13 protein-coding genes, 1 rRNA gene and 1 riboswitch are annotated in these 15,855 nt (G+C 38.1%); of the genes, 3 read left to right on the top strand and 11 right to left on the bottom strand.

Annotated elements, in window-relative coordinates:
- Positions 1 to 42: 42 nt before the first annotated feature.
- A 5S ribosomal RNA gene (rrf, locus tag LIX50_RS05855) occupies positions 43 to 158 on the top strand.
- 774 nt (positions 159 to 932) lie between these two features.
- Here the strand turns inward: rrf and bioB are convergent.
- The 4 genes from bioB to thiB form a co-directional block, all read right to left on the bottom strand.
- On the bottom strand, positions 933 to 1,931 hold the full coding sequence (gene bioB / locus LIX50_RS05845) for a biotin synthase BioB (RefSeq protein ID WP_048952691.1): 999 nt from the start codon (positions 1,929 to 1,931) through the stop codon (positions 933 to 935).
- 120 nt (positions 1,932 to 2,051) lie between these two features.
- Positions 2,052 to 2,699, bottom strand: a complete 648-nt coding sequence (gene thiQ, locus LIX50_RS05840) for a thiamine ABC transporter ATP-binding protein (protein WP_048952692.1) — start codon at positions 2,697 to 2,699, stop codon at positions 2,052 to 2,054.
- Positions 2,683 to 4,299, bottom strand: a complete 1,617-nt coding sequence (thiP, locus tag LIX50_RS05835) for a thiamine/thiamine pyrophosphate ABC transporter permease (RefSeq protein WP_048952693.1) — start codon at positions 4,297 to 4,299, stop codon at positions 2,683 to 2,685. Before thiP ends, thiQ begins: the two co-directional genes overlap by 17 nt.
- 4 nt (positions 4,300 to 4,303) lie before the next feature.
- Positions 4,304 to 5,302 carry a thiamine ABC transporter substrate binding subunit gene (gene thiB, locus LIX50_RS05830; RefSeq protein WP_048952694.1) on the bottom strand — a complete coding sequence of 333 codons (999 nt, stop codon included), beginning with the start codon at positions 5,300 to 5,302 and terminating at the stop codon, positions 4,304 to 4,306.
- Between the two features lie 51 nt (positions 5,303 to 5,353).
- Positions 5,354 to 5,441, bottom strand: a riboswitch (TPP riboswitch).
- A 387-nt stretch (positions 5,442 to 5,828) separates the two neighbouring features.
- On the opposite strand from thiB, the gene LIX50_RS05825 reads away from it, so the two are divergent.
- Positions 5,829 to 6,206 (top strand): DUF305 domain-containing protein, encoded by a 378-nt coding sequence (locus LIX50_RS05825; RefSeq protein ID WP_048952695.1) that lies wholly within the window; start codon positions 5,829 to 5,831, stop codon positions 6,204 to 6,206.
- A 28-nt stretch (positions 6,207 to 6,234) separates the two neighbouring features.
- Here LIX50_RS05825 and LIX50_RS05820 read toward each other — a convergent pair whose 3' ends face one another.
- The 7 genes from LIX50_RS05820 to murJ all read right to left on the bottom strand — a co-directional run bounded on the left by LIX50_RS05820 (position 6,235) and on the right by murJ (position 15,318).
- A complete protein-coding gene (locus tag LIX50_RS05820) occupies positions 6,235 to 6,582 on the bottom strand; it encodes a ComEA family DNA-binding protein (RefSeq protein WP_048952696.1) in 348 nt (115 codons plus the stop codon).
- Between the two features lie 172 nt (positions 6,583 to 6,754).
- On the bottom strand, positions 6,755 to 7,699 hold the full coding sequence (gene ispH / locus LIX50_RS05815) for a 4-hydroxy-3-methylbut-2-enyl diphosphate reductase (RefSeq protein WP_048952697.1): 945 nt from the start codon (positions 7,697 to 7,699) through the stop codon (positions 6,755 to 6,757).
- A complete protein-coding gene (gene lspA / locus LIX50_RS05810) occupies positions 7,696 to 8,211 on the bottom strand; it encodes a signal peptidase II (protein WP_048952698.1) in 516 nt (171 codons plus the stop codon). Before lspA ends, ispH begins: the two co-directional genes overlap by 4 nt.
- A gap of 69 nt (positions 8,212 to 8,280) precedes the next feature.
- Entirely contained in the window at positions 8,281 to 9,840 is a 1,560-nt protein-coding gene (locus LIX50_RS05805; RefSeq protein WP_048952699.1) for a phosphoethanolamine transferase, read from the bottom strand.
- 76 nt (positions 9,841 to 9,916) lie between these two features.
- The gene (ileS, locus tag LIX50_RS05800) at positions 9,917 to 12,742 is read right to left on the bottom strand and encodes an isoleucine--tRNA ligase (RefSeq protein WP_226385910.1); all 2,826 of its coding nucleotides are present in this window, start codon (positions 12,740 to 12,742) and stop codon (positions 9,917 to 9,919) included.
- Between the two features lie 28 nt (positions 12,743 to 12,770).
- The gene (ribF, locus tag LIX50_RS05795) at positions 12,771 to 13,697 is read right to left on the bottom strand and encodes a bifunctional riboflavin kinase/FAD synthetase (protein ID WP_048952701.1); all 927 of its coding nucleotides are present in this window, start codon (positions 13,695 to 13,697) and stop codon (positions 12,771 to 12,773) included.
- A 46-nt stretch (positions 13,698 to 13,743) separates the two neighbouring features.
- On the bottom strand, positions 13,744 to 15,318 hold the full coding sequence (gene murJ, locus LIX50_RS05790; RefSeq protein ID WP_048952702.1) for a murein biosynthesis integral membrane protein MurJ: 1,575 nt from the start codon (positions 15,316 to 15,318) through the stop codon (positions 13,744 to 13,746).
- Between the two features lie 266 nt (positions 15,319 to 15,584).
- On the opposite strand from murJ, the gene rpsT reads away from it, so the two are divergent.
- On the top strand, positions 15,585 to 15,848 hold the full coding sequence (rpsT, locus tag LIX50_RS05785; protein WP_005548279.1) for a 30S ribosomal protein S20: 264 nt from the start codon (positions 15,585 to 15,587) through the stop codon (positions 15,846 to 15,848).
- The last annotated feature ends 7 nt before the right edge of the window (positions 15,849 to 15,855 follow it).

The raw sequence follows: 15,855 nt of genomic DNA, 5'->3' as shown, positions 1-15,855 counted from the left end.
GAACATAGATAGAAGTTAGAATAAAAGTTATCAAAGAATTATCCTGGCGGCGATAGTGCGGTGGAACCACCTGACACCATACCGAACTCAGAAGTGAAACGCTGTAATGCCGATGGTAGTGTGGGGCATCCCCATGTGAGAGTAGGGCACCGCCAGGTTACTAAATACAAAGCTAAATTAAATAAAATAAAATAAAATAAAAACAGAAGAACCCCAGTTGAACTACTGGGGTTTTTGTTTATGGATTTTAACTAACAACTATTTATTTGAAGTAGATAAGATAGAATAAAGCAAAGCAGAATAGAGAATAAAATAAAAGATAAAAAAACCAGTCTAAAGGCTGGTTTTTCTATTTTTATAGCCATATTTTCGTTTGGCTATAAAAAACATACGCTATGCATATGGAGTCAAATAGCTTAAGCGATTAACAGGAAAAATCCTTGCTATATAATGAACAATTCTGACAACCAAAATTCAACATATAGGACGATTATAATAGTAAGTAAAGTTAATGACGACTGGAGTCTATAACTTACAAAATGGAATGATAAGTATCATATTGTTTTTATTCCGAAGTACATAAGAAAAGTAAGCAGGAGAAAACCAATTTATAGAAGGTGAAGATTAGATATAGGGCAAATATTCGAACGGTTATATGTCTATAAGAATATGAGATAATTGGAGCGTGTATAATGCCAGACATATATTCATATGTTTTTGCTCTCTTTAAGGGAAGGTAAGAAAATAATTAGATAGATTGTCAATTCTCACAAGCCCTTTTAAGGGCTTGTGAAGTATAGAGCTTTATAAGAGAGCCTAAAAATTGACGTTTTGTGCGAATTGTTATTGGCTACTGGAAAAGTATTATGATATATAGAAATAAAGAAAAGAGTAGATTAATACTTAATTTCTCAGCTATCTAACGCAAACTACTACTTTTTATTTTCCTCATTTTCTGGCTCTAAATCTAATTTTGCCATCAATAACTGATCACCATCTTCTTCTGGATTGCCCGTGACAAGTAATTTATCACCATAGAAAATCGAATTTGCACCAGCCATAAAACACATTGCTTGCATTTCTTCACTCATACCACTACGGCCTGCAGAAAGGCGAACATAACTTTTTGGCATGGTAATACGTGCAACAGCAATCGTTCGCACAAATTCTGTCCAATCTAATTCTTCCGCATCGGCTAACGGTGTACCTTCAACCTTAACGAGTTGATTAATCGGCACTGACTCAGGTTGCGGGTCAAGATTTGCAAGGCTCGCGATTAACCCTGCCCGTTCTTTGCGAGTTTCATTCATCCCCACAATGCCACCACAACACACTTTTAATCCAGCTTTGCGTACTTTTCCTAACGTGCTAAGGCGATCATCGAAACGACGAGTACCAATCACTTCTGCATAATGTTCTGGCGCTGTATCAAGATTATGATTGTAATAATCTAAACCAGCTTCTTTTAAATCTTCTGCCATACCGTCTTGCAATAAACCAAAAGTACCGCAAGTTTCTAAACCAAGCGATTTCACTGCTTTAATAATTTCTGTGACTTTCTCAATATCTTTTGGCTTAGGGCCTCGCCAAGCTGCGCCCATACAGAAACGCCCCGCTCCACGCGCTTTCGCAATTTTTGCTTTAGCAACAATCTCATCAACATCTAATAATTGCTGATTTTGTACGCCAGTATGATAACGGGCTGATTGAGGGCAATAACCACAATCTTCTGGACATCCCCCCGTTTTGATAGACATTAACGTGGATAACTGAATCGCTCGAGGATTAAAATGCTTGCGATGAACTTGCGCAGCACGGTAAACCAATTCCAAAAATGGCGTTTCAAATAACGCCTCAACTTTGCAAACAGACCAATATTCAACGCTTGGATGTGGTGTAATGGAGTTAATTTGTAGTTTTTCAGTTAACATATTTTTCCTTTGAAAGTGCGGTGAATAATCACCGCATTTTTGTATCTTATATTCATTCAGTGTATAGGCTAGTATCGATAGCTATTGAATAAATTCATCGGTTATAAAATCTATATAATTTTACGTCTCTTTTTGCAATTGACTTATCTGACCATTTTCCACCAACAATACTCGATCTATCGTATCAACTAATTCCGATGGTTGATGAGTAACAAGTAACAACGTCAGATGTTTCTCATCACAAAGTTTGGCAATTAAAGCAAGCATTTCTACACGAAGTTTCTGATCTAATGCGGAAAAAGGCTCATCTAATAACAAGATGGGTTTATCTCGCAACAAACAACGAGCCAATGCCACTCGCTGTTTTTGCCCCCCAGAAAGAGAATTCGGTAAACGTTGTAAATAATCGCCCAATCCTACAGAACAAGCGACCTGTTCAATTTTTTCCTGTTCAAGTGCTGTTAATTTTAAAGAGGGCTTTAAACCCAACGCAAGATTTTGCTGTACGGTTAAATGGGGAAATAAATTATTTTCTTGAAATAACATGGAAACCGGACGCTCGTAAGGTGCACTACGAGTATGATTTTTATCGCTTAACCAAATTTCTCCTTGATGAGGAAATTCAAATCCAGCGATTAAATTCAATAACGTACTTTTCCCTGCCCCACTTTCACCAATAATTGCGACACGTTCGCCAGCATTTACGCTCAAATTAAAGCACATCGGTAAGGTTTTATCGTTCAAAATCACATTATTTAGATAAATCATTGGCATCCCTATGTGTGTGAATAAAGGCAAACAATACTCCACAAAGCAATAATAAAATCCCTGCCGTTACAGCTGCATCTTGATTACGATAATTACCTAGCTGCTGATATAACAAGTGCGGTAGAGAAGTAAACTCTTGATTGCCGAACAACGCAATAGCCGTAAAATCCCCTAACGATAGCGCCAAGGCTAAAGCAAAAGCATAGCGCAATGGTGCACGTAAAGTTTGCCACTCAATCAGATAAAAACGTTGCCAGCCCAAAATTCCCAGACTATTACACAGATTTTCGTAATAACGCATATTGTTATGAAAAGGTGCGCTCAAAATATGTATAACAAAAGGCATTGCACTTAATGCATTGCAAAATACAACTATGGCAAACAAATCAACATTTGAAAAATCCCGCTCTTGTAATAATAAAAATAGCCCCATTGCGAGTACTAAAATCGGGATTGCCAAAATCACCATTCCAGCATTAATAATAAATTGAGCAATTTTCTGATAATGTAACCATTCTAAACGGCGTGATAAAAGCAGTAAGGCAATCGCCATCATTAATGCAATCAATGCAGATAATGGTGCAATAGAAAGAGAATAACCTAACGCACGCCAAAGTTGAGAATTATGCCAAACAGTGAGCAAACTTGGTGAACTCAATGCGCTGATAAGAATATTCAATACTGGCGAAAAAAGGAAAAATACAAAAAGAAGTAAGACAAAAACATGGAAAATTTTGACCGCACTTTTAGGTTTCTCAAACCAAGGATGGCTATTACTCAAGCCATTTTGATTAGAAGGTGAAAAACGCGATGTCAAGCTGAATAAAATTAAGCAAAATACAAATTGCAACATGGCAAAAAGTGCTGCTTTTGGCAGATCAAATTCAAATAAAATCGCTTGGTAGATTGCTGTTTCTAATGTTGTATATTGAGGCCCACCGCCTAGCGTAAGAACAACTGTAAAACTGGTGAAGCAAAGCATAAAAATCAAGCTAAATGTGGGCAAACATTGTTGACGAAAAACAGGCCATTCCACTAATTTAACAAATTGCCAACCTTGTAAATTGAGTTGCGCAGCAAGCTGACGTTGCTGATAAGGAATACTTTGCAAACTTTGTAAGAAAAGCTGCGCTGCGAGCGGGATATTGAAAAAAAGATGGGCAATTAAAATTCCCGAAAGTCCGTAAATATGTCCCTGCCACTGCATTCCAAAAAGGTTAGCAAACCAAGCTAACCAACCGCTTGAACCATAAATGCCGATCAAACCAAAAATTGCCACTAAAACAGGTAAGACGAAAGTTAGCGACATTAATTTTAATAGCCACTTTTTTCCTGAGAAGGTTTGATAAAACAATGCTCGAGCGAGAAGCAGACCAAAAAAAATAGATAAAACGGTAGAAAGTAAGGCTTGTCCAAAACTGAAAAGAATTAGATGCTGTAGGTAATCATCCGTGAACCAAGTTTTCCATTGTAACTCATCGCCCAATGCAAAGATCGAACTTAATGCGCTACCATAAAAAAGAGTAATAAAGCTAATAACAACAACGCCGCCCACATAATGACGAGGGCGGAGTTGTGGATAATGAAATAACGACAACATCAAACTATTTTGTTAATGTAGTTTGCCAAGTGCTAATCCAATTTTTTAAGTGTTCCGCATTCACCATTGGATTAATTGGAGTTTGAGTTTTTTGTTGAGCTTTAAGTGCATCAAAGTGCGGTTCAATTTCACCTTGAATGACTGGCAACATAATATTGGCTGTCACAATATGTTTTTGTGCCGTAGGTGAGATTAAAAATGCCATAAAATCATCCGCACATTGATTTGGATGGTTGGCGACTCGAGCCGCTAATTCCACTTGAGTGATATGCCCTTCCGAAAAATCTGTCGCTGCATAATTATCTTTTTTCTCAAAAAGTTGGTGATAAAGTGGTGATGTGCTGTAACTTAACACTAAATCCGCTTCGCCTTTTAAGAATGCACCGTAAGTATCTGACCAGCCTTTACCCACTGTTACCGTATGCTTATCCAACGATTTCCAAGCAGATTGAATTTTATCGGCAGGGTAAATGGCATTCATCCAAACCAATAAACCACGACCCACACTGCTGGTGCGAGGATCTTGATAAATTACACGGATATCTTGACGTTCAACCAATTCTTTCAAACTTTTCGGCGGGTTTTGTAATTTAGTTTTATCGTACACAAAAGCATAGTTACCGAAATCAAAAGGCAAAAATGTTTCATTCGTCCATTTTGTTGGTAAATCCAGTTGAGTTAAATCCACTTTATTTGGCGCGAAAATACCTGTTTTTTCAGCTTGTTCTAAAACAAAGTTATCTAAACCTAGCACAATATCTGCTTTGGTTTTCTTTCCTTCCAAACGAACTCGATTGAGTAACACACCACCACTTTCAAAAGGCGTAAAATTAATAGCGCATTGTGGGTGCGCTTTTTCAAAATCTTGTTTTACTTTTGGACCGGCTCCCCACTCAGAAGTGAAAGAATCATAGCTATATACGCTAACACTTTGCTGTGATTGGGCTAATGCCTCGGTAGAAAAAAGTGCGGTAGAAATTAAGGTTAATTTAAGAAGTTTCATTATTACATCCTTATTTATATCAAAAGGCAGCAATAATGACGGGAAGGAGATAAGGTTGTATTCCTAGTTTCCTACGTCAGTATTAACTGTTTCAGGTTCACGGGTATGATCTCAGCATATTGCACCCCGACTAGGCTTTTTAGTGTATTAAAATTTACTAAGATTGCCAACGGATTTTTAAAAAGAAATAAACTTTCTACATTTTCTGAAAAAATAAAAAAGCCCTGTAAAACAGGGCATTCATAAGCGGTTTTAAAATTAAAAGGTGATTCGATTGGGCTTTCAATGCCTAAATCTGTCTGAGCAATGACTTCAAAACCAAAATCAGCTAATACATCTACAATTTCTTTTACTTTGCCTTTATTGCCCGTGGCAAGTACAAATCTTTGCTTCGTAATTCTGTCCCTCATATCAAATATTGTCTTATTTTAATATCTCACCAAAAATTTTCGGAATAAATATTGACTTTAACCTTAGGTCAAGGTTTACGATTCGCGCTCATTCAGTTATCACATAGGAGAAAAACATGAAAAAACTTATGACTTTTATCACACTTAGCGCTGCTGCAGTTTCAATTTGTGCCCAAGCTAATGAACAACCGCATCAAGCACACATGAATATGCCAATGCCGACAGGTTCTGCAATGCAACAAGAATTAATGCAAGGTATGACTCAAATGCATCAGGACATGATGGCTGCTATGCAATATCAAGATCCTGATGTTGCTTTTGCAGCAGGTATGTTGCCACACCATATTGGCGCAGTAAAAATGGCGGAAGTTGAATTAAAATACGGAAAAGATCCAGAGATGCGTAAGCTTGCTGAGAATATTATTCACGCACAACAAGCGGAAATTGAACAAATGCAAAAATGGCTTAAAGTGCACAATAAAAAAGCCCTGTAAAACAGGGCATCTATAAGCGGTTTTAAAATTAAAAGGTGATTCGATCACGGTTTCTTTCAAGTGTTGCTTTACCAATCCCTTGCACTTCTAATAGTTGTTCAGCACTCGTGAAATTACCGTGTTTTTCACGATATTGCACTATCGCTTCTGCTTTTTTAGCACCGATTCCTGTTAAGGCTTTTTGAATTTCACTAACGGTTGCCGTATTGATATTCAATTTATCGCTCACAGTAGCCGGTGCAACTTGAGCCTCAGTTTGAGTTGCTACAACAGGTTGAACAGCCTGCTCCGCAGCTTTTTCCTCAGCAAAAGCTGAAGACGCACCCAAAGCCCCGCACAATACCACCGAAGTAAATAATGTTTTCATTAATTTCATAGAGGTTTCCTTTTATAATATGAACATGTTGATGAGCATATCAACACAGCCATTTTTTATGCTTTCAAGAAAACGCTCAAGATTCTTACCGCACTTTTGCGATTCAGATCGCAAAAATTCTTAATTTGAATGAAAAAACAAAGGGCTTATCATTTACGACAAGCCCTTAAGATTAGTTAACTTCTTTTATTCTCAGCTCTTTTGGAACCTCAAAGAACATATTTTCTTCTAAACCTTGTAGTTCTTCTATGGTATTCGCACCAAACTCTTTTAAGCGGGAAATAATCGATTGAACTAATTCTTCGGGTGCAGACGCGCCGGCTGTAATCCCAATGGTTTTCACATCATTAAACCAATCAGCTTGAATATCGGAAGGATCATCAAGAAGCTGTGATTTAACCCCCATACGAGAAGCCAATTCAGCTAAGCGATTTGAATTTGATGAATTTTTAGAACCAACTACCAATACCAAATCAGATAATTTTGCCAATTCTCGCACCGCTTCTTGACGATTGGTTGTCGCATAACAAATATCGTTTTTATGTGGACCTTGAATAGCGGGATATTTTTCCTTTAATGCAGCAATAGTTTCTGCTGTATCATCTAGCGATAAAGTTGTTTGCGTCATAAAGGTTAAATCATCATTTTCTTGCATCGGCAAACGTGCAATATCTTCTACTTTTTCAATCAGGAAAATCCCGCCATCTTCGTTGCTATACTGCCCCATTGTGCCTTCAACTTCAGGATGCCCTTTATGCCCAATCAGAATCGCTTTTGTTCCCTTTCGACTTGCACGAGCAACTTGCATATGCACTTTTGTTACCAAAGGACAGGTTGCATCAAATACTTTGAGATTACGATCTTTCGCTTCTTGTCGAACAGCTTGAGATACACCATGCGCAGAAAAAATCACGATCGCGCCATCAGGTACTTCGCCTAATTCTTCCACAAAGATCGCACCACGATCACGCAATCCGTTCACAACAAATCGGTTATGCACCACTTCGTGACGAACATAAATCGGAGCGCCATGAATTTCTAAGGCTAGTTCAACAATGCTAATGGCACGATCTACACCGGCACAAAATCCTCGTGGATTCGCTAAAATTATCTTCATTTCTGACCGCACTTTTCTGCTTGTTTATCTTGTACTTTTTTCTTTTCGCTCTTAAAAGCATCCAATGCCAACAAACCTGCGCCAATACAAATGGCGATATCGGCGATATTAAACACTGGATAATGGTAAATATCCCAATAGAAATCAAAGAAATCCACGACGAAACCATTGTAAGCGCGATCCACCATATTCGCTAACGCCCCTCCAATAATGAGTGCATAAGCAGAATTTTGGATTTTTTGTTGAGCATTATTTTTTGCTAAAAAATAAACCAACATGCCAGAAATAGCCAACGCTAACAAAATAAAGAAATATTGTTGCCAGCCACTATGATCCGCTAAGAAACTAAATGCCGCGCCATAATTGCGAACATAGGTAAGATTGAAAACAGGCAACACATTAACACTTTCATACAAATCAAATTTTTGCACCACAATATATTTAGTGAGCAAATCAATCACGAAAGCGACCGCACTTAACCATAAAAATGAAAGCCCTGATTTTTTGGACATAATATTTCCCTTTTAAAAAAATTTCGTCAATTCTAGCATAAGCCGATAAATGATAAAGCACGATCTCATTTACTGAACGGCTTCTGGTAATTTTGCTGGATCATCAGCTAACTCTTTAACATTCACCACTTTCTTCCAATCAAATACCTTAATTTCCTGTTTTTCAGGACGGAAAAAATCCACGTCTTGTAAATGTTTTTCCTTAATTCCCATCCAATCAGCAAAACCATAAACAAAATTAAATGCAGATTGTGGCGTTTTTATTTTTTCTACCTTTTGGCTATCACTCGAAAACATAACGAAAGGAATTTCATAATCTTGTTTATAAAGATTATTTGGATGCAATGATAAACCTTTAGAATCCTCATAATGAGCAAGCCCATGATCAGAAAAGTAAATCACCGAATAGGGCTCATTTTGTGCTACCAATTGTGAATTTAATTTTTCTAAAAACTGATCGGTATATTTAATCGATTCTAAATAACAAGACATAGATTGATTAATAAAATAATTTTTAACCTCGTATGGAAGACGCTCACAAAAGGCGGGATGTGAGCCCATTAAATGAATCACAATTAATTTTGGATTCGTAATATTTTCTTTTAAGGCTTTATCTAATACAGGTAACATTTCATCGTCATAAACTTTTTTAGAGTTATAACCTAACGGTTTCATAAAAATCGTTTCATCTGCACTTTGACCAATACGAGAGGCCATCGTATCAAATTCCCCAATTTTGCCTTGATTAGAAATCCAATAGGTTTTCACGCCCGCTTTTTTGGCTAAAGAAATAATATTATCTGTATAAACCGTTTCCCCTTTTTCTGCTCGATACAAGGTGCGTTGTAAAGACGGTTGCGTATTTGGTGCCGCAGAATAATAGTTTTCAAAAACTGTGCCTTTCACACTTTCTAAAAATGGCGTGGTTTTCAATGGAAAGCCATATAACGACATATAATCTTTTCGCATGCTTTCACCGATAATCAAAATATAATTTTTATACTTTGGCGTGAAAGATTGAATATCCCATTGAGAAGGCGCATTAACGGATTGATTTAGAAAATCTCGTTGTTCTAAATACAGATCATTCATACGATCAAATTCTGAGTAAAACAGAACAGGATAAAAACGGAATTTATACGCATAGTTCCAATCAGAAAATTGATTGTAAGAAAAAACTAATAATAGGCTGATAACAGCCGTATTTAGCCATTTAAATGCTTGTTGTTTAGCATGAAAACTTAATTTCATTAAAGCAACAAACAGAATGAGATAAGTAGCTTGAAATAAAAATATCCAAAAAGGAATGGTTGTATAGTATTCCAAAGTTTCATTAATATTCGTTTCATAAACAGAAGCGATAATACCCAAAGATGGAATACCATAGAAAAAACCTGCAGAGCAATAAAATAGCGCACTGAGGAATAATACGGTGATTAATATTCGCCCAATCCAAGGGGTGAAATAAAAAGAAATCGCCGTGATAATAAATAAAATTGCGTAATCTGAAACGGGAATATTCTCACTTAATACATTACCCAACCCCATATTGGTAAAAATGGAGAAAACAAGCAATAAGAGATAAAACCATATTGTTTTTGAGCGAATCATTTCTTTTCCTAACATCATCTCTACTTCCTTTTGTACAAAAGTAAAAAAGTGCGGTTAAAATCAACCGCACTTTTATGTTTTACAACGAATTTAATTATGCAAAATGGCGCACTTCACCATTACCCGCCACATTTTCTACACAACGTGGACAAAGTGTAGGATGTTCGGGATTTCCCCCAATTTTGTCAGAATAATGCCAGCAACGTGGACATTTTTCACCATTTGAACGGGCTACGCTTACCGCAATACCTTCTAACTCATCCGCAGCCACATCCACTGGTTTGTCTGCTAATGCTTTCACTTCAGCTTTTGAGGTGATTAACACGAAACGTAATTCATTGCCTAATTGTTCTAACAATGCACGATATTCGTCATTAGCATAAACGGTTACTTCTGCTTCTAAACCGCCGCCAATCACTTTATCGTTACGCGCAACTTCTAATACGCGGTTCACTTCAGAACGAACTTTAATCAGTTGTTGCCAGTAAGCATCATCTAATTTTTCATTCTCGCCTAAACCAAACAAGCCTTGATAGAATTCTTCAGTAAATACGAATTCTGCACGAGTACTTTCGGTTTGTGGCAAGTGTTGCCAAATTTCATCGGCAGTGAAAGATAAAATCGGTGCCATCCAACGAACTAATGCTTCCGCAATATGCCATAACGCAGTTTGACAACTACGACGAGCAAGGCTGTCTGCTTTGGTTGTATATTGACGGTCTTTGATAATATCTAAATAGAATGACCCCATTTCTACCGAACAGAAACGCATTAAACGTTGTACCACAGTGTGGAATTGATAGTTATCGTAGGCATCTTTGATTTCTTTTTGCGCATCTAATGCACAAGCTACCGCCCAACGATCTAGGCTAATCATGTCTTCTGGTTTGACTAAATCACGTTTTGGATCAAAACCATTTAAGTTCGCTAATAAGAAACGTGCGGTGTTACGAATACGACGATAGCTGTCCGCTGCACGTTTTAAGATTTCATCAGAAACCGTCATTTCACCCGTATAGTCGGTAGAAGCGACCCATAAACGTAAAATATCACCACCGAATTTATCCATTACTTCTTGTGGTGTCACGATGTTACCGATAGATTTTGACATCTTACGGCCTTGACCATCCACAGTGAAACCATGGGTTAATACTTGTTTGTATGGTGCTTTGCTGTCTGTTGCCGTAGAAAGCATTAAAGAAGACATAAACCAGCCACGGTGTTGGTCAGAACCTTCTAAATACATATCGATATCTTGACCGTTAAATTCCGGACGATTCGCCACAACAGAAGAATAGGTTGATCCTGAGTCAAACCATACATCAAGGGTATCAGGCACTTTGCGATAGGTTTCTGCGTCCGCACCTAATAATTCTTTTTCGTCTAAATCCCACCATGCTTGAATACCAGCTTTCTCTACACGTTTAGCCACTTCTTCAAGTAACTCTAAAGTACGCGGATGAAGTTCTTCAGTTTCTTTGTGCACGAATAAGGTCATCGGCACGCCCCAAGTACGTTGACGGGAAATACACCAGTCTGGACGGTTTTCAACCATTTTCTCGATACGTGCTTGACCCCAATCAGGAATCCAGCGAACTTGTTTGATTTCGCCTAATGCTTGTTGGCGTAAACCCTGTGTTTCCATACCGATAAACCATTGAGGAGTCGCACGGAAAATAATCGGGGTTTTGTGACGCCAGCAGTGTGGGTAGCTGTGTTTGATTTTCTCAACTTTTAATAAGTTGCCCACTTCTTGCAATTTTTCAACAACCAATGGATTGGCTTCAAATACACCTTTGCCTGCAAAGAATTCAGCCGTTGAAATAAATTTACCGTCATTCGATACAAGACCCGCCATTGGTAAATTATATTTTTGCCCTACAATAAAGTCGTCCAAACCATGATCTGGCGCGGTATGTACTAAACCCGTACCACCATCAGTGGTCACGTGATCACCTAAAATTACTGGTACAGTGAAATTATAGAACGGATGGTTAAAGCGTACTAACTCAAGCGCCTGACCTTTTACTGAACCTAAAATTTCAACTTGTTCTACGCCCACCGCTTTCGCTACGGACTCCACTAATTCAGCAGCTAAAATCACACGCTCATCGCCAAGTTGGACTAGGTTGTATTCTAATTCTGCATTTACCGCGATTGCACGGTTAGATGGCATTGTCCAAGGTGTGGTTGTCCAAATCACCGCAGATAATTTGCCATGGCCTTTACCTACTGCGTTAAATTTCTCTTCAATTTCAACCGCACTTACTGTTGGGAAACGAACATAGATAGACGGAGAAACTTTGTCTTCATATTCCACTTCTGCTTCTGCTAAAGAAGAGCCACAATCCAAACACCAGTGCACTGGTTTTGAACCTTTGTATAAATGGCCATTCGCAATCACTTTACCGAGTGTACGGATGATGTTTGCTTCGGTGTCGAAGTTCATCGTTAAATAAGGATTATTCCAATCGCCCAACACACCTAAACGGATAAAATCTTTTTTCTGACCTTCTACTTGTTCCGTGGCATATTCACGACATTTTTGACGGAATTCAGCCGCCGTAATTTTCTCGTTTGGTTTGCCTACTAAACCTTCTACTTTTAATTCAATTGGCAAACCATGACAGTCCCAGCCCGGGATATAAGGAGAATCAAAACCTAATGCTGTTTTGGATTTAATAATAATATCTTTTAGAATTTTGTTTACTGCGTGACCAATATGAATGTTACCATTCGCATAAGGAGGACCATCATGCAGAATAAAAGATTTTTTGCCTTTGCTCGCTTCACGAATTTTTTGGTAAAGATTTTTCTCGTACCAATTTTTCAACATATCAGGTTCGCGCTTAGCTAAATCACCGCGCATTGGAAAGCTGGTTTCCGGTAGGTTAAGAGTGTTTTTGTAATCGACTGTCATTTTATTTTCCAATTTTTACATTTTAAAATTAACTGTTAAAAAACGCTTTCGCTGTTTCTACGTCTTTCTCAATTTGCACTTTCAAATCGTCAAAAGACGGGAATTTAATCTCGTTTCTAATCTTGTGGCAGAATTCGACTTCCACCATTTGGCCATAAATATTCTGAGAAAAATCAAATAAATGAACTTCTAATAATTGCATTAATCCATTTATAGTTGGGCGTTTTCCAATGTTTGCTACGCCGTTAAAAATTTCACCAGATTTTAACCGCACTTTTACAGCATAAACACCTTTGATTGGATTTACTTGTCTATGCAAACGAATATTTGCCGTTGGAAATCCTATTGTTCTGCCTAACTTATTACCATGGATCACACGCCCGAAAATACGATAAGGTTTACCGAGTAAATTTTCTGCAAGTTGTAAGTTATCATTCGCTAACGCTTCGCGAATTGCCGTACTACTAATTCGCTGTTCATCTAGACAAAAGCTACGGTTATCTTCAACAATAAAACCGAAACGCTTACCCGCTGCTTGCAACATTGCAAAATTGCCTTGGCGTTTTGAACCGAACTTGAAATCATCGCCAATGCTTAAAAATTTCACATGTAAATGATTAACAAGCGTTTGTTCAATAAAAACATCAGCTGGTTGTTCGGCAAAAGTGCGGTCAAATTTCGCCACAATTACAACATCAACCTTAGCCTTTTCTAGATAATAAATTTTGTCACGCAAACGCATTAAACGCGCGGGCGCATTTTCTCTCATAAAATATTCGCGTGGCTGTGATTCAAATAACAATACCGCCATGGGTAAATTTAATTCGTCAGCTTTTTGACGCAAATGGCGAAGGACTGCTTGATGCCCTAAATGCACGCCATCAAAGTTGCCGATCGTTAGCGCACAACCTTGTAAAACACGATTTGCATTATGAAGCCCACGAATTAATTGCATGTGCTTATCCATAAAAATAAGAGAATTTCGGCATTATAGCGAGAAGTTAGTTTTTTGTCAGCAAATGGTGCTTTCGAACGCCTAATAAAATCAACGTTGCGCCATAAACTATTGCGGCTAATACAATCAACCAAACAAGCCAATAAACACGCATGAAGAAATCCATTTTCGCCCATTGGTTAATTTCAGGCACGTAATACCAAACTGCTGCCCCCATGGCGATGGCAGCCAATAAAACTTTGACAAAAAAGACCGCACTTTTACGTGAAAAATGATAGACATCGGCTTTGGCTAAGCCGCGATAGAGCAAATAGGCATTAAGGGTTGCCGACATTGCTGAAGCAATGGCTAATCCTACATAGCTGAAAGGAATCGCCAATAAGTTAAAGCCCATATTACTCACCATGGCAATAATGCCGATTCTTACTGGTGTTTTGGTATCTTGTCGGGCGTAATAGCCATTAGCGAGGATTTTAATCAACATAAAGCTAAGTAAACCCGCATTAAATGCCCATAAAGAATAAGAGGCGGCATGAACATCATTTAGCATGAAATTTCCACGCATAAAGAGCGTAAGTAACATCGGTTGAGCCAATACAGCAATACCAATGGCTGCGGGAACGCCAAGTAATAAAATCATTCGCACGCCCCAATCCATTGTATTACGAAAATCAACCGCACTTTTAGCTGAATCGCCTTCACGATTAACATGGTGGCGAGCAAGCGTTGGCAAAATTACGGTAGAAATCGCAATGCCAAATAAACCAAGAGGAAATTCCAGTAAGCGGTCGGAATAATACAACCAGCTAATAGAGCCAGTCATTAAGAAACTAGCGATAACCGTATCAAGTAGCAAGTTAATTTGACTTACAGAAACCCCGAACAAAGCTGGAATCATTAATTTACGAATTTTGGTTACGCCTTCATCCCGCCAAGCCCACTTGGGTTTCACTAGTAAACCGGCTTGTTTCATAAATGGAATTTGGAATAAAAACTGTAATAATCCGCCAAGAAAAATCCCGATAGCGAGTGCAAGATCTGGGTTATCCATTTGTGGTGCAAGGAAAAGTGCGGTGGCAATCATCGCTATATTTAATAACACTGGTGAAAAGGACATCACGCCGAATTTCCCAATCGTGTTAAGCACCGCACCAGAAAGTGCCACAAAAGTAACAAACCATAAATAAGGAAAAGTTATTTTAAGTAAAAGGGAAGCTTGTTCAAATTTATGCGCATCAGGGCCATCATTCATCCAATCGGTGAACCAGCCCATCCCAAATAAAGCGGCAACGACAGGTGAACCAATCATCGCGAGGATCGTAACAATACTAACCAATCCCCCAAGGGTACCAGAAACTTTTCCAATAAATTCTCGGGTTTTATTAATATCACCAGATTTTTGATATTCTGCGAGAACAGGGACAAAAGCCTGTGAAAAAGCCCCTTCAGCGAATAAACGACGAAGAAAATTTGGAATACGATTAGCAAATAAAAAAACGTCCGCCGCAGCACCTGCACCAATGAGATGCGCGATAACTACATCGCGCACAAGACCTAACACTCTTGATAATAAAGTCATAGAACTAACAACAATGCTAGATTTTAAAAGTCGTTTACTCAAAATATTCTTCTCTACCCTAAAATTTTTGCCTAATTGTATAGAAATTTTGTTTTTACGCTATATTCCGTGAAAAAAAACTGATAAAATCCGCCACACATCGTTTGTGTGAGCCCATATTGAAAGAGCTTGTAAAAATAACGATACTTACTTTCGGTTGTGTCTCACCGAAATCAACACAAATTTTTCATTGACAAAAGTATAAAAAATCGGCATATTGACGCCCTTTATTTTGTCTATCAATCAACAGAAATTTTAGGAGTTTGACCTTGGCTAATATCAAGTCAGCAAAAAAACGCGCGGTTCAATCTGAAAAACGCCGCCAACACAACGCAAGCCAACGCTCTATGATGCGTACTTACATCAAAAAAGTATATGCTCAAGTAGCAGCAGGTGAAAAAGCAGCAGCTGAAGCAGCATTCGTTGAAATGCAAAAAGTTGTTGACCGTATGGCTTCTAAAGGCTTAATCCACGCTAACAAAGCAGCAAACCACAAATCTAAATTAGCTGCACAAATCAAAAAATTAGCGTAATTTTTAG

The sequence above is a fragment of the Haemophilus sp. Marseille-P9675 genome (assembly GCF_916862695.1).
In the GTDB taxonomy this organism is placed as follows: Bacteria; Pseudomonadota; Gammaproteobacteria; order Enterobacterales; family Pasteurellaceae; genus Haemophilus; species Haemophilus haemolyticus_K.
The sequence above is the reverse complement of the archived record's forward strand: the minus strand, read 5'-3'. Positions and strand labels throughout refer to the sequence as shown.

What these genes read in the sequence shown, in the direction of transcription:
- bioB (WP_048952691.1), bottom strand. Translation starts at nt 1,931, where the DNA reads ATGTTAACTGAAAAACTACAAATTAACTCCATTACACCACATCCAAGC.
- thiQ (WP_048952692.1), bottom strand. Translation starts at nt 2,699, where the DNA reads ATGATTTATCTAAATAATGTGATTTTGAACGATAAAACCTTACCGATG.
- thiP (WP_048952693.1), bottom strand. Translation starts at nt 4,299, where the DNA reads ATGTTGTCGTTATTTCATTATCCACAACTCCGCCCTCGTCATTATGTG.
- thiB (WP_048952694.1), bottom strand. Translation starts at nt 5,302, where the DNA reads ATGAAACTTCTTAAATTAACCTTAATTTCTACCGCACTTTTTTCTACC.
- LIX50_RS05825 (WP_048952695.1), top strand. Translation starts at nt 5,829, where the DNA reads ATGAAAAAACTTATGACTTTTATCACACTTAGCGCTGCTGCAGTTTCA.
- LIX50_RS05820 (WP_048952696.1), bottom strand. Translation starts at nt 6,582, where the DNA reads ATGAAATTAATGAAAACATTATTTACTTCGGTGGTATTGTGCGGGGCT.
- ispH (WP_048952697.1), bottom strand. Translation starts at nt 7,699, where the DNA reads ATGAAGATAATTTTAGCGAATCCACGAGGATTTTGTGCCGGTGTAGAT.
- lspA (WP_048952698.1), bottom strand. Translation starts at nt 8,211, where the DNA reads ATGTCCAAAAAATCAGGGCTTTCATTTTTATGGTTAAGTGCGGTCGCT.
- LIX50_RS05805 (WP_048952699.1), bottom strand. Translation starts at nt 9,840, where the DNA reads ATGATGTTAGGAAAAGAAATGATTCGCTCAAAAACAATATGGTTTTAT.
- ileS (WP_226385910.1), bottom strand. Translation starts at nt 12,742, where the DNA reads ATGACAGTCGATTACAAAAACACTCTTAACCTACCGGAAACCAGCTTT.
- ribF (WP_048952701.1), bottom strand. Translation starts at nt 13,697, where the DNA reads ATGCAATTAATTCGTGGGCTTCATAATGCAAATCGTGTTTTACAAGGT.